Raw genomic sequence first — 19,545 nt, forward strand, 5'->3', positions numbered from 1 at the left:
AGATGACGAAAATTTAAATAATTTCTGAATAAAAAATGTATGCACAGTCATTCATTCTATAAAAAACTTGCGCATACAAAATAATTTCAAAGTGCAACCTGCTTCGAAAATATACCTATACTCCTCATTCCAAGCAGTTATCTATGATATATTATCGGTACTTCAACGAAGCAATTTCTCCACTTTATAAAACAATATGGACTCGTATGAAATAGTAGTATCATTGTTGTTATTTTTCTGAAAATTGTCTTTAAATAATTATGCTTATTTAGCACTTTATCGCAGTAAAATTTATACTTTATTCTCTTCATCACAGCTTATCTGAAATATTGCAAATTTATTTCAAAAATGTAAATCCGAAAACTTTTCGTAAATAAACCTTAATATACTTTGAAATTATAGTTGATAACAAGCTATAAATCAATAGTTTTTAATAAAAATTGCATTCGAAAGTTATATATTTTTTTCCAAGCTCATTATGAAACACCTTTAAAATCAATGATTATACCACTCATTTTCTGAAAAATGGAATAGAATTTTATCATTTTCTTCCCTTTATAACGTGTCGTTTTATCGTGTATAATCTATTAAAATTTATCTTTACTTCCTTATATTAGTGAAATAAAAGCCGGCATTATAAGCAACTTCGTGGCGTTTATGCAGTAACAAAGCAGTTTCGACAAAAAAACACAAAAAACTCCATCCAATGAGAAGTTTTCTCCTCACTGAATGAAGCTTCGTTTTATAAAGCCATGTATGACTTCACTTTTTTTGGTTTATACTTTTCGGATAACTCTTGAATTCGCTGCATGTTCCCGATATCGAGGTTTCCACCACTCACGATGACTCCGCAATGTCTAGAACGAAGCTGGTGATGATGTGCGAATAAGGCTGCCAGCGCAGCTGCCCCGGCTCCTTCCATCAATGTTTTATTCCGTTCAAGCATATATATAATCGCTGCAGCAATTTGTTCATCATTGACAGTTATAATATCATCCACATATTCCTGGATGATTGGCAGTGTATGCTTTCCAGGTTCTTTTACAGCAATTCCTTCTGCAATCGTATCTACTTGCGTCCATTTTTTTGCCTGTTTGGTACGGTAGCTGTCATAAATAGCAGCTGCTCCTTCAGCTTGTACCCCGATCACTTTGATATTCCGATTAATATGCTTGGCTGCTACTGCAATGCCGCTAATTAATCCGCCGCCGCCGATGGGTACTAAAATCGTATCTATCCGATCTTCCTGGCGCAGCATTTCCATTGCCATGGTACCTTGGCCGGCCATAATATCATAGTCATCAAATGGATGAATATAGGTTGCGCCTGTTTTCAGCTGATGCTCCAATGATGCCTGGTATGCTTCCTGAAAACTTTCTCCTGTCAGAATAACATCTGCGCCATAGTTTCTGGTTGCATTTACTTTCGCAAGCGGGGTTCCTTCTGACATAAATATCGTCGCTTTCACACCCAATTTAGATGCTGCATGAGCAACGCCCTGAGCGTGATTTCCGGCTGATGCTGTAATCACGCCATTCGCAAGCTCTTCATCGGTCATTTGCATCAGTTTGTAACTTGCACCCCGAAACTTAAATGCACCGGTTTTTTGCTGATTTTCCATTTTACAATACACATGTTTTCCTACTAATTCATCGGTTGTATGCGATGTTAACAGCGGTGTTTGATGAACAATTGGCTTTAATTTCTTCCATGCTTGATATACTTTTTCACCAGTTAAGCGATCCCCAAGTGAATCCACTCTCCTTCAATCCTTTGACAAAATTTATTTTTCTATCTATACCCTGATTTTCTCATATTTTTCAGTGCTTTTCATCTCTAAGCACGTTTTTCTTCAAATGCCTGAATAACATCTTCCTCTAACAGCGTCAGTGCAATATCATCCCAGCCATTCAGCAATTTCTCCTTGTGGTAAGCTGGAATATCAAATGTTACAACCGTGCCATCTGTATCTATTATTTCCTGTTTTTCTAAATTCACATCCAGTGTTAAGCCCTGCTCTGCTTTTTTCATCCACTGCTGTACTTGTTCTTCATTCATCCTTATTACTAATATGCCATTTTTCAACGAATTATTATAGAAAATATCCGCAAAGTCAGGTGCGATGATTACTTTAAATCCGTAATCTTCCAATGCCCACGGCGCATGCTCGCGGGATGAACCGCAGCCGAAATTATCTCCTGCCAATAAAATCGTAGCATTTTCATATTTCGGCTGATTTAAAACAAAATCATCACGTAAATTTCCGTCATCGTCAAAACGCCAATGGAAAAATAAGAATTCGCCAAACCCTGTACGTTCAATTCGTTTTAAAAATTGTTTCGGAATAATCTGATCTGTGTCCACGTTACTGCGGTTCAATGGAGCAGCAATTCCTTTATGCTCTTTAAAAGCTTCCATCCCAAATTCCTCCTAGCTTAGCTTGGTACTCCGACAAAATGTCTCACATCAACAAAATGACCTTCAATTGCTGCTGCCGCTGCCATTTCCGGACTTACCAGATGCGTACGCGCGCCATTTCCCTGTCTTCCTTCAAAGTTACGGTTAGATGTTGATGCACATCTTCCGCCAGCAGGAACAATATCATCGTTCATTCCCAGACACATACTGCAGCCTGAATTTCGCCATTCAAAACCTGCTTCTTTGAAAATTTTATCCAGGCCAATTTCCTCAGCCTGCTGTTTTACTAAGAATGATCCAGGAACCACCATTGCTTTAATCCCGTCTTTTACTTTTTTGCCTTCTACAATTTTCGACGCTTTTTTCAAATCGCCTAAGCGGGAGTTGGTACAAGACCCGATAAACACATGGTCAACCTCGATGGATGTGATCGGCTGATTTTCTTCCAAATCCATATAAGTCAACGCGCGTTCTACTTCATCAGGATATTCTGCATCTGTAATTGACGGCGTTGCACCATTTACTGGTACGACCATGCCAGGATTCGTGCCCCAGCTCACTTGCGGTTCAATTTCTTCTGCATAAATGGTTACTGTATGATCATATTCTGCGCCTTCATCTGTTGCCAAAGCCAGCCATTCTTCTGCTAAAGCGTCAAATGCTTCCCCTTCTGGAACCATTTCCCGGCCGCGCAAGAATTCAACAGTTGTTTCATCCGGGCTGATTAACCCTGCCCGGGCACCAGCTTCAATGGACATATTACAAACGGTCATTCGTTCTTCCATGGTTAAATTACGAATCGCTTCGCCCGTATATTCCATTACATAACCTGTTCCGAAACGGACCCCGAATTTTGCAATAATCGCCAGAATCAAGTCTTTTGCTGTTACACCTACACCTAATTCACCGACAACTTGCACATTCAATGTTTTCGGTTTATCCTGCCAGATGGTCTGTGTTGCCAGAACATGCTCTACTTCACTTGTTCCAATGCCAAACGCAAATGCACCAAAAGCACCATGGGTCGATGTGTGGCTGTCGCCGCAAACTATCGTTTTCCCTGGCTGGGTCAAACCTAATTGCGGTCCGATAACATGCACAATTCCTTGATCGGGATGGTACATATCAGCCAGTTTCACCCCAAAGTCTGCACAATTCTTTTTAAGAGCTTCCATTTGTTTTTTGGAAATTTCGTCTTTCATGTTTTCCCGATTAATAGTGGGAACATTATGATCCATTGTAGCAAAGGTTAAATCAGGACGTCTTACCTTTCGTCCGTTTAATCTTAAACCTTCAAACGCCTGCGGAGACGTTACCTCATGAACAAGATGCTGGTCAATATAGATAAGAGCCGGCTTGCCTTCCTCTTCTTTTACAACATGCTTATTCCAAACTTTTTCAAATGCTGTCAAAGCCTTTCCCAATTTCTACACCTCCGAAATGGTATATTATATCTGCCTATACCAGAATTGCTTTATACATAAGAGCTACAAATTGAATCAGAAATACACTTCGTTGTTAAATTTTCGATAATCGCTTCTGTTATTTCATCTGTACTCATTTGCTTTCCGTCTTTTATATTTAAATCTGATGTGTGATACCCTTGCTCGAGACAATCCGTCACTGCTGCTTCAATCGCTTTTGCTTCTTCCTGCATTCCAAGGGAATACTCCAGCATTAAAGCTGTGGATAAAATCATGCCAATCGGGTTCGCAATTCCTTTTCCTGCAATATCTGGGGCTGATCCGTGAACCGGTTCATACATTCCTAAACCGTCTGCCCGGACGCTGGCTGATGGAAGCATGCCCAGTGACCCTGTAAGAACAGAAGCTTCATCGCTTAAAATATCGCCGAATAAATTCTCCGTTACAACCACATCAAAGCTGCTCGGATTTGTAATCAACTTCATCGCAGCTGCATCTACCAGCACATGCTCAACTTCCACATCTGGATAATCGGCTGCTTTTTCATTCACAATCTCTCTCCAGACACGACTGGACTCTAAGACATTCGCTTTATCCACAGATGTTAAGTGCTTATTTCGAATTTGCGCAGATTCAAAACCTTTTTCTACGATTCTTTCAATCTCATATCTGGAATAAGCCAGGGTGTCTACTACTTCGTCTCCGTTGTTTCTGCGTTCACTGGGTTCGCCAAAGTACAAACCGCCAGTCAGCTCACGGACAATCATCATATCGGATTCGTTGATGATTTCTTCTTTTAAAGGAGAGGCATGCAATAGGGACGGGAATGTTTTAACAGGACGCAGGTTGGCGAATAATCCCAATCCTTTACGAATCCCCAATAGTCCTTTTTCAGGTCTGAACTCCGGCGGTTGATTATCCCACTTTGGACCTCCGACTGAACCGAGTAAAACAGCATCCGCATCTTCACATGCATGAAGTGTATCATCCGGTAATGGTACACCATAACGGTCAAGAGCATCTCCGCCAATCGCGCACTCCTGGAGAGTAAAATCATGATGATATTCACTTTCAATTGCCGCGAGTACTTTCTTTGCTGACTCCATTATTTCTTTGCCGATCCCATCTCCAGGCAACAGAACGATTTTCTTTTCCATTATTTTATCTCCTTTTTTACTCGTGAACGAGCTGTTTGATTGTTTTATTATTTACATAGCAGCGGTTCACCGCTTGAACGAACATATTTATTTCAACTCCGCAGAACAAGATACTGTTCTGCGGCTGTAATGATTTGTTCTTTAAATCGTTGTATTAACGAGCTTCATTTTGAGTATGTGCTGTTTCGCCTTTTTCCGATTCATCATTAATCGGTTTATTAACAAATGGCATTAATGCACGCAATTCTCTTCCTACAACTTCAATTTGATGCTGATTTTCACGGCGGTTAATAGCATTAAACTGTGGACGTCCTGTTTGGTTTTCAGAGATCCAGTCTTTTGCAAATTTACCAGTCTGAATTTCAGAAAGAATGTCTTTCATACGCTCTTTTGTTCCGTCATCTACAATACGCGGGCCAGATACGAAGTCTCCCCATTGAGCTGTATCCGAGATGGAATAACGCATGTTTTCCAATCCGCCTTCATATAGAAGATCGACAATTAATTTTAATTCGTGTAAACATTCAAAGTATGCAATTTCCGGCTGATAGCCTGCATCCGTTAATGTTTCGAATCCTGCTTTTACAAGGGCTGTTGCTCCGCCGCATAATACAGCCTGCTCTCCAAACAAATCTGTTTCTGTTTCTTCCTGGAAGCTTGTTTCCAGTACTCCTGCCCTCGCTGCTCCAATTCCGTAACAATAAGCAAGCGCCACATCAGCTGCACTTCCAGTATAATCTTGTTTTACACCGTATAATGACGGTACGCCGGCTCCTTCTTCAAATGTGCGTCGTACAAGGTGACCAGGTCCTTTAGGTGCTGATAAGAAAACATCTACATTGGACGGGGGCACAATTTGCGTAAAATGAATATTAAAACCGTGAGCGAATGCCAGTGCATTGCCTTCTTGCAAATTATCCTTAATGCTTTCTTGATATACTTGCGGCTGCAGTTCATCCGGAAGTAATACCATCACAACATCTGCCTGTGCTGTTGCTTCTGCTACGGAGTATACTTCAAAACCGTCAGCCTCTGCTTTTTGCTGGGATTTTCCAGGACGTAAACCAATAATCACATCAAAACCGGAATCTCTTAAGTTCATGGCATGTGCATGGCCTTGTGAACCATACCCAACGATTGCAATTTTCTTATCTCTCAGTACCTCGTTATTGATATCCTTGTTGTATAATACTTTTGCCATAATGTAATCTCCCTCTCTAACTTTGTCTTTTTTATCCATGAGCCGAAATACTGTTTTGCTCATTAAAACCTTGTTCAGGTTGATAACCTCTTGGAAATGCTGTTAATCCTGTTTTTGTTAAATCTTTAATGCCATATGGTCTGAGTAATCCAATCAGTGCATCAACTTTTTCCGGTTTGCCTGTAACTTGTATCATCAGGCTTTCTTTACTGATATCAATTACATCTGCACGGAATGTCGAGATTAGTGTCATAATTTCAGCCCTGGTCTGATTGGTTGCAACCACTTTTATTAGGGCAAGTTCTCTTGTCACAATTGCTTTTTCAGTGACATCCAAAACTTTGATCACATCAATTTGTTTATTCAGCTGCTTCGTCAATTGCTCTAATTTCTGTTTATCAGAAATTTCGACAACAAATGTCATTTTAGAAACACCTTTGACGTCCGAAGCGCCGACAGAGATACTTTCAATATTAAACTGGCGTCTATTCAGCATGCCTGTAATTCTGTTTAACACTCCGCCTTGATCTTGCACGGTGGCAATGATTATCCGTTTCATTTTGTCACCCCAATCATTTCATGCATTCCTTTACCCGGCGCAATCATCGGATAGACACATGTGTCTCTGTCGACACGGCAGTCAATAACAACCGGACCATCATGGGAAAATGCTTCATCCAGAGCTTCTGGAACATTGTCTTCATCCGCTACACGCATTCCTTTCACGCCATAACTTTCTGCCAGTTTTACAAAATCAGGGTTTTCTGAAAACAAGGAGTGCGAATAACGTTCTTCATAAAATGATTCCTGCCACTGTCTTACCATTCCAAGCGCCTCATTGTTCAGGATAACCACTTTTACCGGCAAGTTCTGTGATTTCAAGATTGACAGTTCCTGTGATGTCATTTGAAAACCGCCATCTCCTACGATGGATATAACCATCTTCTCCGGCTTCGCGATTTGTGCACCAATTGCAGCCGGAAAACCAAAACCCATTGTACCGAGTCCTCCGGATGTCACCCAATTATTCGGGTTTTTGAAAGTGTAGAACTGGGCCGCCCACATCTGATGCTGGCCAACGTCCGTTGTTACAACGGCTTCTCCATTTGACTTTTCATATACTTTCTCGATGAGCCATTGCGGGCTGATCGGGTTATCTCCGCGGTCATACCACAACGGAAATTCTTTTTGGTTTTTCTTGGTTTTATCTAACCACGCTGTATAATCTCCGCGGTTTACTTCTTGCTGCAAAAGTACTGACAACGCCTGTTTAGCATCCGCAACAATCGGAATGGCTGTTTCAACATTCTTTCCGATTTCCGCCGGGTCGATATCAATATGAGCAACTTTTGCATTCGGAGCAAAATGCTGCAGGTTCCCGGTCAGTCTGTCGTCAAACCGTGCTCCAATATTGATAAGCAAATCACTTTCATAGATGGCTCTGTTTGCTGCATACGTTCCGTGCATTCCACCCATGCCAAGTGCTAAATTATCATTGCCGGGATAGCTTCCAAGTCCCAATAGTGTGGTGACAACCGGAACTTCCCAATAATTCGCAAATTGTTTCAGTTCTTCTGTCGCTCCTGCGAATAGCACTCCTGCTCCAGCAAGGATAACCGGCTTCTCTGCTTTGCTTAATTCATCCGTCACTTTCGAAATTTGCATCGGATTCGGATAAATTGTCGGCTGGTAGCCCGGCAGATAAAAGTCGTCCTCATAATCATTAATGGTTATGGTTTCGGAAATACTTTTCGGAATGTCTATCACTACCGGTCCCGGTCTGCCTGTCGTTGCTACATGAAAGGCTTCATTCACAATTCGCGGCAGGTCCGCAATATCATTCACTTGATAATTATACTTTGTAATCGGGGTTGTAATCCCCATTACATCTGCTTCCTGGAAAGCATCCGTTCCAATAACCTGCTTTGCAACCTGCCCGGTAAATACAACCAGCGGGATGGAATCCATCATCGCATCCGTAATTCCGGTAATTAAGTTTGTTGCCCCCGGACCTGAAGTTGCGATAACCACGCCGGGTTTCCCGGACACTCTTGCATATCCTTCCGCCGCATGTATGGAGCCTTGCTCATGTCGCGAAAGTACATGCTGGAAATTGGTATCGTTTCGATGCAGCGCGTCATAAATTGGTAAAACAGCACCTCCCGGGTAACCAAAAACAACTTCAACATTTGCTTTTTCTAATGCCTGAACTAACAAATCAGATCCTGTGACCAAATCACTCTTCACTTCCATCTCTTGATTTGCATTTACTTTCACAACAATGCCCTCCTTTTTCTTTAAAAATCTAACGTAATGATAAAACTTGCGGGTGTATATCCTCTGTCGCTCAGACAAAGGAAAGTGTGTTGTTTTTCTTTATTTGCGAAAAGACTGAACCTTCCGACTAAATAAACTATTTTTTCATCATGCGGTGCTTGCTCTGTTGCTGCATCTCGTTGATACAAAAAAAGACCCTTTTCGCCCCATGTACATGCTTTCTCATCATGTATGGGGCGAAAAGGATCTCCTTTTCACGGTACCACCCAGTTTTACAAAGTTCTCTCAAACCTTGCCTCCATAGCTGCAAGAGCTATATTTGATAACAGGTACATCGTCTTCTATGCACCCGGTCACATATAATCGGAATGTATAATGCCTTTTTCCTTTCCATGTGACACTCAGGGATGATGTCAGAGGAAGTAGCAATTCCGGGCTTCCAGCAACCCCGGATCTCTGTAAGAGCTATTTACCTTCTCCTTTATTCCCGTCAACGTATTATTTTAATTTAAAAGTTTTTTTGTTTGAAGAAATATCTTATATTGCGAACAATCATATCTTGTTTCCGTATGATAGTCAATAGTATTTTGTAATTTTTTTAATAATTCTATTTAGTCTGATTTTATGTATGCGTTTACATCTCTGCCATGCAAGATAATTCATTCTTTTATTAAAATTAGGTTACAAATTTTATTTTGGGATGTATCTCCAAAAGGATGTTTTCTTGATAAGAAGCGGATTTGAATCTTCAGAGTATGTTTTTAAATAACTCAACTTTCGCACTTTAAAGAGTAACTTCTTTTCCATAGGGACTGGGGATGATTGCTCCTTACATATAGCAGTTGACACAGATGAGCAGGTAAGGTGTAAGGCACCGTTGTACGTCGGAAAGCGGAGGGCTTGGCCGGAGCGGTTGCTATACAGCCTATCCTGCTCAAAAAATAAATAGAGAGCATGTTTATCTCGCAACAGCAAGGTTTATATACTTATCTTAAATGCGTAAGTGGCGTAAATAAAAATATCCATCAGAGAGTGATTCCCTGATGGATATTGTTCCGTTTTAGTCACGGTTTAAATAATCTGTTACGGCACCTTTGGAGGAGCATTTCACATTATGTGCGTATTTGCCCAGAATACCTTTTTTGTATAATTCCGGCGCGTTCCAGACTTTACGGCGTTTGTCCAGCTCTTCATCGGAAAGGTCTACAAAGATTTCTTTGGTGGACGAATCAATGGTAACACTATCCCCTTCCTCAAGAAGCGCTATCGGGCCGCCGGATTGTGCTTCTGGCGAAATATGTCCTACTACCAATCCGTGCGTACCACCGGAAAAACGTCCATCGGTCAGCAATGCGACTGACTCTCCCATGCCTTTTCCTACTAGAATACTAGAAATAGACAGCATTTCTGGCATGCCTGGCGCACCTTTTGGTCCTACATAACGAATAATAAGTACATCGCCGTCTTTGATTTCATTATTCATCACCGCTTTGGTTGCTTCTGTTTCGGTGTCAAATACACGCGCCGGTCCGGTATGTCTTGTTACTTTCACACCAGAAACTTTTGCAACGGCACCTGTTGGGGAAAGATTCCCTTTCAGGACGATCAATGGTCCATCTTCTCTTTTAGGCTCATCGAAAGGCATAATAACTTTTTGACCTTCTTTTAATGCCGGAGCATCTTCTAAGTTTTCTTTGATTGTTTTTCCGGTTACTGTCAGGCAATCACCATGCAGGTAGCCATTTTCATAAAGCAGCTTCATAACTGCTTGCACACCGCCGACATTATGAAGATCCTGAAAAACAAATTGGCCGCTCGGCTTCAAGTCAGCCAGATGAGGCACTTTTTCCTGAAGACGGTTAAAGTCATCAATGGTTAAATCTACCTCAGCTGCATGAGCAACTGCCAATAAATGCAAAATAGCATTTGTTGAACCGCCAAGTGCCATTATAACTGTAATTGCATTTTCAAAAGCTTCTTTTGTCATAATATCTTTCGGGTAAATACCTTTTTCCAGCAATGTTTTCATTGCTTCTCCAGCAGCTTCCACGTCTTGCAGCTTTTCCTTTGATTCCGCCGGATTAGAAGAACTACCTGGTAAACTCAATCCCATTGCTTCTGCTGCGGATGCCATCGTATTAGCTGTATACATACCGCCGCACGCTCCTGCGCCCGGACAGGCATGACATTCAATGCGATTCAATTGGTTATCATCTATTTTTCCTGCATTATTCTGTCCGACACCTTCAAATACGGACACAAGGTCAATATCCTTTCCATCCAGATTTCCCGGCGCAATGGTACCCCCATATACAAAGATAGATGGAACTTCGGCGTTCGCGATAGCAATCATACACCCTGGGATATTTTTATCACAGGCTCCGATTGCAACAAGCCCGTCCAGGTTTTCTGCACCGACAACGGATTCAATGGAATCAGCGATGATGTCCCTGCTTGGTAAAGAGTAACGCATTCCTTGCGTCCCCATGGAAATACCATCGGATACGGTAATCGTGTTAAAAATTAACGGTACGCCGTCAACTTGACGTACGCCCTTTTTTGCAACTAACGCTAAATCATTTAGATGTATATTACATGGCGTTACTTCCGCCCATGTACTGGCCACACCGACCATCGGCTTTTTAAAATCTTCATCGGTAACACCGACTGCACGGAGCATGGCCCGGTTCGGAGCACGCATTGTGCCATCAAAAGCTTTACTATTTGTTCTTAAATCTTTCCCCATTTTTTACACCTTCCTTTTCGAACTATTATAGGTATAATATTCGCATAGTTCAATTTCTTTTTTGTTTTATTTTTTAAAATATGTCAAAAATCGCGAATTTCTCTATAATATACACTATTTTACGAAGTTTCGACAGCCGCTGGCGAACTTTCTTTTATTATATTATTCCGATTTCATCGGCATCTTTGTATTGACATTACATTTGATGTTGCTATATTGGTAAGAAATACTTTTCATAGGAATCGGCATTTTCAAATGGTTTTATGTTAAAATATCCGTATGTTATTATTAAATAATCATACAACATTCGTTTTTAACAGATAAAAGTACTTTAATATAAATAAAGACGAATTATTGTTTGTTAATAGGTTTAAACATTTTTATGAAACGTTATGATTCTATGAAATGATGCCATTTTGGTATTTTTAATCATATTTTATTTAAAAGGAGCTTGCCAATCATGTTAAAAGATCAGCACATTTTAAGAATACCCGGGCCGAGTCCTATTCCGCCCAGTGTCGGGCGCGCAATGAACCAGACAATGATAGGTCATCGCGGACAAGAAACAAAAGAATTACTGGAACGGATTCTGCCGAAATTAAAATCTGTATTTGGCACAGAACAGGATGTTTTTCCTGTAGCCGGCAGCGGAACAGCAGGCTTAGAAATGGCTGTCAGTAATGCAGCGCATCCGGGTGATGATGTCCTGGTCATTGTCAGCGGCGCATTTGGTGACCGCTTTGCAAACATATGTGAAGCGTTTCAATTACGTTTACATCGCATTGATGTAACGTGGGGAGATGCAGTGAATCCGCAAGACGTTCAAGAATATCTACAGGCTCACCCGGAAATTAAAGTAGTCTTTGCTACATATTGTGAAACCTCTACCGGTGTATTAAACCCGATTAAAGCATTGGCGGAAACTGTCCATGCATACTCAGATGCACTTTTTGTAGTTGACGGTGTTTCTTGTCTAGGCGGTGCGGAAGCGAATATGGATAAATGGGGCGTAGATATTTATGTCACTGGTTCGCAAAAAGCATTTATGCTCCCGGCCGGATTGATGTTTATTGCGGCAAGTGAGCGTGCCTGGAAAGTGATTGAAGCTAACCCGCAACCGCGCTTTTATTTAGATATGCGCGTCTACCGGAAAAACTTAGATAAATTATCTACCCCTTATACACCGGCACTTTCACTGTTATTTGGCCTGGAACAAGTCTTGAACTTAATGGAAGAAGAAGGTCTGGATAACGTGAATCGCCGTCATATGTTGATGCGTGACATGACAAGGGCAGCATTTAAAGCTTTGGATATTCCTTTACTAACAACAGAAGAAGACGCTTCGCCGACCGTAACAGCAGTTCGCCCCGATGATTTTGATGCAGAGGCATTACGCTCTGTTGTCAAAGAACAGTTCAATCTGACGTTAGCCGGCGGGCAGCAGCATATGAAAGGCTCGGTTTTCCGCATTGGTCATATGGGGTATTGCTCCCCTGCTGATGTATTACAAACCCTCAGCCTAATCGAAATCGGACTTGTAAAAATCGGAAAAGACATTCCGCTTGGCAAAGGTGTTCAAGCTGCGCAAGAAATATATTTGCAACAGGAGGAAAAGTAACTCATGACATATCGTGTATTAATCAGTGACCCGCTAAGTGATGAAGGAATTAAACCTTTAGAAGCATCTGGAAATATGGAAATTACCAACAACCCGGGCTGGGATGAAGCAGAACTGCTGGAAAATATAGACCAATTTGATGCTTTATTAGTCCGCAGCCAGACACAAGTTACGCGTTCTTTGATGGAAAAAGCATCCCGTTTAAAAATTGTTGGACGTGCCGGCGTTGGGGTAGATAATATTGATTTGGATGCAGCTACAGAAAACGGCATTGTTGTAGTAAATGCACCAAACGGAAATACAAACTCAGCTGCAGAGCATACCATTGCGATGGTAATGTCCCTGTCCAGAAACATTCCACAGGCTTTTCATGCTTTAAAACAAAAGAAATGGGATCGCAAACGCTTTGTTGGTACAGAGTTAAAACAAAAAACACTAGGTGTTGTCGGTCTTGGAAGAATTGGTGCAGAAGTAGCAGCACGTGCTAAGGGGCAGCGAATGGATGTGGTCGCATATGACCCATTTTTAACCGATGAAAAAGCAGAACAGATGGGAATAAAGCGCGGTACCCTGGAAGAAGTGCTTCAAGCTGGAGATTTCATTACTGTCCACACGCCTTTATTAAAAGAAACAAAGCACTTAATTAACGCAGAAGCGTTCGAATTAATGAAAGATGGTGTCCAGATTGTAAACTGTGCCCGCGGTGGAATCATTGATGAAGATGCTTTATATGATGCGATTCTTTCCGGGAAAGTCGCCGGCGCGGCATTGGATGTATTTGAACAAGAACCTTTTACAGACCATAAATTACTAACCTTACCAGAAGTGGTTGCCACACCGCATTTAGGAGCAAGCACGATAGAAGCACAGGAAATTGTAGCCGTAGATGTCAGCCATGATGTCATCCGCTTTTTGGAAGGAAAAGCCGTACGTCATCCAGTCAATATGCCTTCCATTCCGAGTGAAGCCATGCATCAAATCGAACCTTATTTTTATTTAGCAGAAAAGCTGGGTACTTTTATTATCGATTTAGCTAATGAAGCCATTCAAGATATCCGCATCACATTCTCGGGTGAGCTGAGTAATATTGAAACAGGACCTGTCACCCGCAACGCTGTCAAAGGAATCCTGAAACGTTTTCTCGGCAGTCGTGTGAATGACGTCAATGCCCTCTACTTGGCCGACCGTAAAGGGATTACAGTCAGCGAGAGTAAAACGGCTTCTCAAAAAGGGTTTACTAACTTGATTACGATCGAAGTAACCGGCCCTTCAGGAGACAGAAAAGTCGCCGGAACATTATTAAACGGCCTTGGAGGACGTCTTGTCCGTATCGATGGCTACCAGGTAGATGCAACACCGGAAGGGCATATGGTTGTGATTCAACATATTGACCAGCCCGGTGTTATCGGCCGGATGGGCAGTGCATTTGCAGAACACCATATTAACATTGCCACCATGCAGGTTGACCGTTCGGATATAGGCGGGAATGCCATTATGCTTTTAACCATTGACCGCCATTTAGAAGATACAGCGTTGGAAGAAATCGCATTATTGGACGAGATTCAATCTGTCACTGCGATTGATTTGTAAGGCAAACATACAAAACCGTTTGAACAAAGCTTCATGCTGCGTTCAAACGGTTTTTTTGTAAATACATATGTTGTACCAGGCTTTTTAATCCGGCTATCCCGTTATGAAGCTTCCAGGATAGTTTTTAATTCTTCCAACGATTTTATTTCATATCGCGGTTCAACAGCAGGATCTCTTTCAGCATCAAATCGATTTAACCAGACTGAATCAATCCCTGTCCGGTTTGCTCCGAGAATATCTGTATGTAAATTATCCCCTACCATCACCGCATCTCCTGGATCTATACCCAGTTTTTCCAGACAATCGTAAAATATTTGCGGATCCGGCTTTCCTGTACCGATATTTCCAGAAATAAATATTTTCTCAAAATAAGGTGTTAATTCCGGAGAGATTTGTAATTTAAGATGTTGGAGGCTTGGAGAGCCATTTGTTATCAAGGCAAGACGGTATTTTTTCTTAAGCTCGGCGAGAACAGCAATTGCATCTTCAAATAAAACAGGACTTTTCATCCGGTTATCGCGAAAAGCTCTTGCAAGTTGTTTGGCAAGTTCCAAATCATCCATACCGCTATCTTTTAATCCTTCCAGCCAAGCTGCTTCCTGGTAGTCCGGAGCAATGGCACGCAGTTTTGCAAATCCTTCTCCGGGATCCTCAGCAAAGGTTGCCCATAATCCTTCAAAGGGATTAATTCCAATTTTTTGTGTAAAAGCATAGGTGGAGTAGGATGCATATAATTCCCTGGCCCGCTTGCGGACATTTTCCTCTAATTCTTCCGGATTAATTCCTGTTTTCTTTTCCGCTTGCTGACATGTTAAAGCAAATGCACGTTGGACACTTTTTTTATCCCATAACAACGTGTCGTCCAAATCAAATAATACCATTTTTTTCATAATTTATATCCTCTTTTCCCTAGTTTATTGGTGTTGTCTTCATAATTTAATAAATTAATTTAAAATTTAGTCTTGATAAAATCTTTGATATGTCTTATGATAAATAGAAATTTAATCAATGGCAAGGAGACTTTTGATATGGAAGATCAAACTATTCGCGTACAACGATGTGAGACAAGAAAAGAAAAGCCACAGGATGATCAATTAACTTTCGGGAAAATATTCACAGACCATATGTTTGTGATGGATTACTCAGAGCCTTTCGGGTGGCATAATGCGAGCATTGTACCATATCAACCACTACAAATTGAACCTTCTGCAATGGTATTCCACTATGCACAGTCTGTTTTCGAAGGTTTAAAAGCTTATCGTACAGACAATGGAAACATTGAATTATTTCGTCCAGAGAAAAACATGGAACGTTTAAACAAATCGAATGACCGTTTATGTATCCCTCCGATTGACGAAGAATTTGCTTTAAAAGCTATTAAACAATTGGTTTCAATTGATTGTGATTGGGTACCGCATACAGAGGGGACATCCTTATATATTCGTCCGTTTATTATTTCTACAGAACCTTATATTGGCGTATCTGCTTCAGTAAGCTATAAATTTATCGTGATTTTATCACCGGTAGGCGCTTATTATAAAGAAGGGATTAATCCGGTTAAAATCGCAGTAGAAAATGAATTTGTCCGAACAGTAAAAGGCGGCATGGGAGAAGCAAAAACAGGCGGCAACTATGCAGCAAGCTTAAAAGCACAAGAATTGGTTGCAAAAACCGGATATACGCAAGTGCTTTGGTTAGACGGCATTGAGAAGAAATATATTGAAGAAGTTGGAAGTATGAATGTTTTCTTCAAAATCAACGGCGAGATAATCACACCGGAATTGAATGGCAGTATTCTTTCCGGAATCACCCGCTCCAGTGTGATTGAACTATTGCAGCACTGGGGAATTCCAGTCACTGAAAGACGTATCTCCATGGAAGAATTGTATGAAGCATATCAAAATGGAGAAGTCGAAGAAGCATTCGGATCCGGTACAGCTGCCGTTATCTCCCCTATCGGAGAATTAAAATGGGACGATAAACAGCTGTTTATCAATAATGGAGAGACGGGAGAAATCTCGAAAAAACTGTATGATACGATTACTGGTATTCAGTATGGTCATATAGCAGATCCGTTTAATTGGATGCAAAATATTGAAACAGAAAGTCCTGTAAAACATTAATCTTCAAAAAGCCAGACCAGAGGCTGATCTCTGGTCTGGCTTTTTTTTGTGAATAAACGGACTTTTTATAATAATTTATTACCCGCAGCCTGCCACAACTGATACCATTCTTCTCTTGTCAGTGTAATATCCGCTGCTTTTACCATTTCTGACAAACGTTTCGGTGTCATGGTTCCAATAATGGTCTGAATATTAGCAGGATGACGTAAAATCCAGGCTATGGCAATGGTTTCACGAGCTACACCATATTTTTCCCCAAGTAAATCCAAAGCTTCGTTTAATTCCGGATAGGCATCCCGGTCCATAATAAATCCGCCGAAGAAACCATAACGGAGCGGCGACCAGGCTTGAATGGTCATATTTGTTATCTGGCTATAGTCAATGACCCCGCCGTCCATATCCATAGCCTGATTAAATGATGTATTGGCATATAATCCCTGATCAATCATCCCGGAATTGGTGATGCTTAACTGTAATTGGTTGGCTACCAGATCCTGCTCTACATATTTCTTCAATAATTCAATCTGACGCGGGCGGAAATTACTCACTCCAAAATGTCGGACTTTCCCGCTTTTTTCTAACTCTGAGAATGCCTCTGCCACTTCTTCCGGATCCATTAAAGCGTCCGGACGGTGAATCAGAAATACATCCAGATAATCTGTCTTCAAACGCTTCAAACTGTTCTCAACCGATGAAATTAAGTATTCTTTAGAAGAATCATAAAAACCATTACGAATCCCTGCTTTTGACTGAATAATCATTTTTTCACGAATAGATGGATTCATATCAATGGCATCTGCAAATACGGATTCCGATTCTCCTTTCCCATAAACATCTGCATGATCAAAAAAATCAACACCGTGCTCCAACGCATTATGAACGACTTTATTCGCATCTTCTTTTGAACTCTGCTGCATGACCATACACCCTAAAGAAATAATGGGAACGGACAATGCACTATTACCTAATTGGATACGTTTCATGATATTCGCCTCCCTTTTCACATATTTTATCACAAGCTTCAGTTATTCCGGTAATAATCCGAGGTTATTTCATGGCGGTTTCACTTAAAAAATAAGAAAACCCTGTAGAAAGAAGGAATTTCTCTCTACAGGATTTTCTATTTAGAACTTGAGAGCGGGTATTTTTCAAGCTATAAGCCAGGCTATTTTTTCGGATCCGAAATGCTGCCCTCAGCCATCCGGATCATTCGTTTAACCATTTCACCACCGACTGCTCCGTTTTCACGGGCAGTGGTGTCAGCTCCTAAATCCACATGCATTTCCCCAGCGATTTCCTCTTTCATCTGATTCACTGCATGTTCTGCTTGCGGTACTAACAACGCGTTTCTTCGTTTGTCAGCCACCAGAGACCCTCCTCTTTTATTCAAAAGCAAGTATGGTACTTGCTTGCTTATATCTTTTGTAAAACCTTATAAACTATACGCGCAGTTTCCAAAGTTTTAGCATAAGTACTGAAAAATGTACATATGTATAGCAAGTGATTTAAAAAGCGCAAAGCGTATGTTTAAGAAGGAGGAACTTTTTTGATGTTAAAAGCAGATTACAGCTTGAACATGAACCTGTCCACATCTGACGTATGGCGTTATTTAGAAGATTGGTCTAATTGGGCAAAACAGGTACCCGGTTACCAGACACATAAGAACGTTTCCGCATTGGACTCCATTTGGGAACTTCATGGCAAAGCAGGAACAATAACGAAGGACCTGAAGCTCTATGTCACCATCACAGAAATGACATCCCCATCCACCGTTCAATTCCGATTTCGTGATTCGGAAGAACGTTGTTTTGGAAGCGGATGTTTTGAACTTTCTGACCTTTCTTCCCGTTCCTCCAAACTGACTTGTCTATTAGAACTTGAATTAAAAGGGCTGACCGGAAAAATGAGTGCACCGCTGGTTGGTTCGCTGCTTCCAGCTTTACTGGAAAAGTTTGTTCAGCGCATTGTGAGGCCGCTGACAGAAACAGATACAGTTGCTTTATCGCTTTAAAGGCATACTGTTTACTCTTGTTCCTAACAGTGATACATTAATATAGGTTTTATTATCACTGTCGGGAAAGGAACATCTGAATGGTTAACACAAAACAAACAAATGTATGGAAAGAATATGCCTATATTATTATAGGAGCTACGATTATCGGGTTGGCCTATAATATTTTCTTCCTGCCAGCGCGATTAGCTGCTGGCGGTCTGTCCGGGGTCAGTACCATTTTGTATGAATTATATACGATGAATCCGGCGCTCAGCCAATTCGTGATTAATATCCCTATTTTCATTATCGGATGGATTACTCTAGGAAAAGATTTCAGTATTAAAACGCTGGTGGGAACTTTTTGGGTTCCATTTGTGATTTTCCTGTCTACTGATATTCCGATTACGGTCACTAACCCATTTTTAAGCGCACTTTACGGCGGTCTTATTTTGGGAGCAGGTTTAGGAATTGTTTACAAAGGCAGCGGATCTACTGGCGGTACAGCAGCGATTGCTCAAATTGTGAAGAAATTCACCGGTATTTCCAGCGGTTATTCTCAATTTATCGTAGACGGTCTCGTTGTAATTACTTCGATTTTTGTTTTCAATTTAGAACTGACACTATTTGCCTTAATGGCTATCTATATCAGCGGGAAAGCAATAGACATTGTCCAATTACGGACATCTGCAACAAAACTGGTAATGGTTATTACCGACGAGGAAGAAAAAGTGCAGCAGCTTATTCAAAACGGTATTGACCGGGGGCTGACAAAAATCCGATCTGTCGGCGGATATACCAAAATGGATAAAACCATGATATTGGTTGTGGCAGAACAAACGGAAGCAGTGAAATTGAAGAAATTGCTGCAGGAAGAAATACCGGAGGCCTTCACCATTTTTATCAGCGCTTCCGAAATTCTTGGCAGAGGGTTCTCTCTGGATAAATATTATGGACAGAAATTTTAAATGGTATATTCAAAGAGCCGGAATACAAACTGC

General features: G+C 41.1%; 16 protein-coding genes. 5 read left to right on the forward strand and 11 right to left on the reverse strand.

Going from position 1 to position 19,545, the window contains the following annotated elements; genetic code table 11:
• Positions 1 to 742 precede the first annotated feature (742 nt).
• The 8 genes from ilvA to ilvD form a co-directional block, all read right to left on the reverse strand.
• The gene (ilvA, locus tag ACFQ19_RS07705) at positions 743 to 1,759 is read right to left on the reverse strand and encodes a threonine ammonia-lyase (RefSeq protein ID WP_379591499.1); all 1,017 of its coding nucleotides are present in this window, start codon (positions 1,757 to 1,759) and stop codon (positions 743 to 745) included.
• Between the two features lie 77 nt (positions 1,760 to 1,836).
• On the reverse strand, positions 1,837 to 2,418 hold the full coding sequence (gene leuD / locus ACFQ19_RS07710) for a 3-isopropylmalate dehydratase small subunit (RefSeq protein WP_379591500.1): 582 nt from the start codon (positions 2,416 to 2,418) through the stop codon (positions 1,837 to 1,839).
• A gap of 17 nt (positions 2,419 to 2,435) precedes the next feature.
• Positions 2,436 to 3,842, reverse strand: coding sequence for a 3-isopropylmalate dehydratase large subunit (gene leuC, locus ACFQ19_RS07715; protein ID WP_379591501.1), 1,407 nt, complete (start codon positions 3,840 to 3,842; stop codon positions 2,436 to 2,438).
• A gap of 50 nt (positions 3,843 to 3,892) precedes the next feature.
• Positions 3,893 to 4,999 carry a 3-isopropylmalate dehydrogenase gene (leuB, locus tag ACFQ19_RS07720; RefSeq protein ID WP_379591502.1) on the reverse strand — a complete coding sequence of 369 codons (1,107 nt, stop codon included), beginning with the start codon at positions 4,997 to 4,999 and terminating at the stop codon, positions 3,893 to 3,895.
• A gap of 154 nt (positions 5,000 to 5,153) precedes the next feature.
• Positions 5,154 to 6,200 carry a ketol-acid reductoisomerase gene (gene ilvC / locus ACFQ19_RS07725; protein ID WP_379591503.1) on the reverse strand — a complete coding sequence of 349 codons (1,047 nt, stop codon included), beginning with the start codon at positions 6,198 to 6,200 and terminating at the stop codon, positions 5,154 to 5,156.
• A gap of 31 nt (positions 6,201 to 6,231) precedes the next feature.
• The gene (gene ilvN, locus ACFQ19_RS07730) at positions 6,232 to 6,759 is read right to left on the reverse strand and encodes an acetolactate synthase small subunit (protein WP_379591504.1); all 528 of its coding nucleotides are present in this window, start codon (positions 6,757 to 6,759) and stop codon (positions 6,232 to 6,234) included.
• The gene (gene ilvB / locus ACFQ19_RS07735) at positions 6,756 to 8,477 is read right to left on the reverse strand and encodes a biosynthetic-type acetolactate synthase large subunit (RefSeq protein WP_379591505.1); all 1,722 of its coding nucleotides are present in this window, start codon (positions 8,475 to 8,477) and stop codon (positions 6,756 to 6,758) included. Before ilvB ends, ilvN begins: the two co-directional genes overlap by 4 nt.
• A gap of 1,060 nt (positions 8,478 to 9,537) precedes the next feature.
• On the reverse strand, positions 9,538 to 11,223 hold the full coding sequence (gene ilvD, locus ACFQ19_RS07740; protein ID WP_379591506.1) for a dihydroxy-acid dehydratase: 1,686 nt from the start codon (positions 11,221 to 11,223) through the stop codon (positions 9,538 to 9,540).
• A gap of 460 nt (positions 11,224 to 11,683) precedes the next feature.
• On the opposite strand from ilvD, the gene ACFQ19_RS07745 reads away from it, so the two are divergent.
• Both ACFQ19_RS07745 and serA read left to right on the forward strand, forming a co-directional pair.
• Positions 11,684 to 12,841 carry a pyridoxal-phosphate-dependent aminotransferase family protein gene (locus ACFQ19_RS07745; protein ID WP_379591507.1) on the forward strand — a complete coding sequence of 386 codons (1,158 nt, stop codon included), beginning with the start codon at positions 11,684 to 11,686 and terminating at the stop codon, positions 12,839 to 12,841.
• 3 nt (positions 12,842 to 12,844) lie between these two features.
• Entirely contained in the window at positions 12,845 to 14,431 is a 1,587-nt protein-coding gene (serA, locus tag ACFQ19_RS07750) for a phosphoglycerate dehydrogenase (protein ID WP_379591508.1), read from the forward strand.
• Between the two features lie 101 nt (positions 14,432 to 14,532).
• On the opposite strand, the gene ACFQ19_RS07755 is transcribed toward serA, so the two are convergent.
• A complete protein-coding gene (locus tag ACFQ19_RS07755; protein ID WP_379591509.1) occupies positions 14,533 to 15,321 on the reverse strand; it encodes an HAD family hydrolase in 789 nt (262 codons plus the stop codon).
• A gap of 138 nt (positions 15,322 to 15,459) precedes the next feature.
• On the opposite strand from ACFQ19_RS07755, the gene ACFQ19_RS07760 reads away from it, so the two are divergent.
• Positions 15,460 to 16,554, forward strand: coding sequence for a branched-chain amino acid aminotransferase (locus ACFQ19_RS07760; RefSeq protein ID WP_379591510.1), 1,095 nt, complete (start codon positions 15,460 to 15,462; stop codon positions 16,552 to 16,554).
• A gap of 65 nt (positions 16,555 to 16,619) precedes the next feature.
• Here ACFQ19_RS07760 and ACFQ19_RS07765 read toward each other — a convergent pair whose 3' ends face one another.
• Together ACFQ19_RS07765 and ACFQ19_RS07770 are read right to left on the reverse strand one after the other, a co-directional pair.
• Positions 16,620 to 17,537, reverse strand: coding sequence for an aldo/keto reductase (locus ACFQ19_RS07765; protein WP_379591511.1), 918 nt, complete (start codon positions 17,535 to 17,537; stop codon positions 16,620 to 16,622).
• Between the two features lie 182 nt (positions 17,538 to 17,719).
• Complete coding sequence (locus ACFQ19_RS07770) at positions 17,720 to 17,920, reverse strand: small, acid-soluble spore protein, alpha/beta type (protein WP_379591512.1); 201 nt, start codon at positions 17,918 to 17,920, stop codon at positions 17,720 to 17,722.
• 180 nt (positions 17,921 to 18,100) lie between these two features.
• Between ACFQ19_RS07770 and ACFQ19_RS07775 the strand changes: the two genes are divergently transcribed.
• Together ACFQ19_RS07775 and ACFQ19_RS07780 are read left to right on the forward strand one after the other, a co-directional pair.
• On the forward strand, positions 18,101 to 18,565 hold the full coding sequence (locus tag ACFQ19_RS07775; RefSeq protein ID WP_379591513.1) for an SRPBCC family protein: 465 nt from the start codon (positions 18,101 to 18,103) through the stop codon (positions 18,563 to 18,565).
• An 80-nt stretch (positions 18,566 to 18,645) separates the two neighbouring features.
• On the forward strand, positions 18,646 to 19,512 hold the full coding sequence (locus ACFQ19_RS07780) for a YitT family protein (protein ID WP_379591514.1): 867 nt from the start codon (positions 18,646 to 18,648) through the stop codon (positions 19,510 to 19,512).
• The last annotated feature ends 33 nt before the right edge of the window (positions 19,513 to 19,545 follow it).

Origin of the sequence: Oceanobacillus locisalsi (assembly GCF_042675985.1) — a bacterium.
In the GTDB taxonomy this organism is placed as follows: Bacteria; Bacillota; Bacilli; order Bacillales; family Amphibacillaceae; genus Oceanobacillus; species Oceanobacillus locisalsi.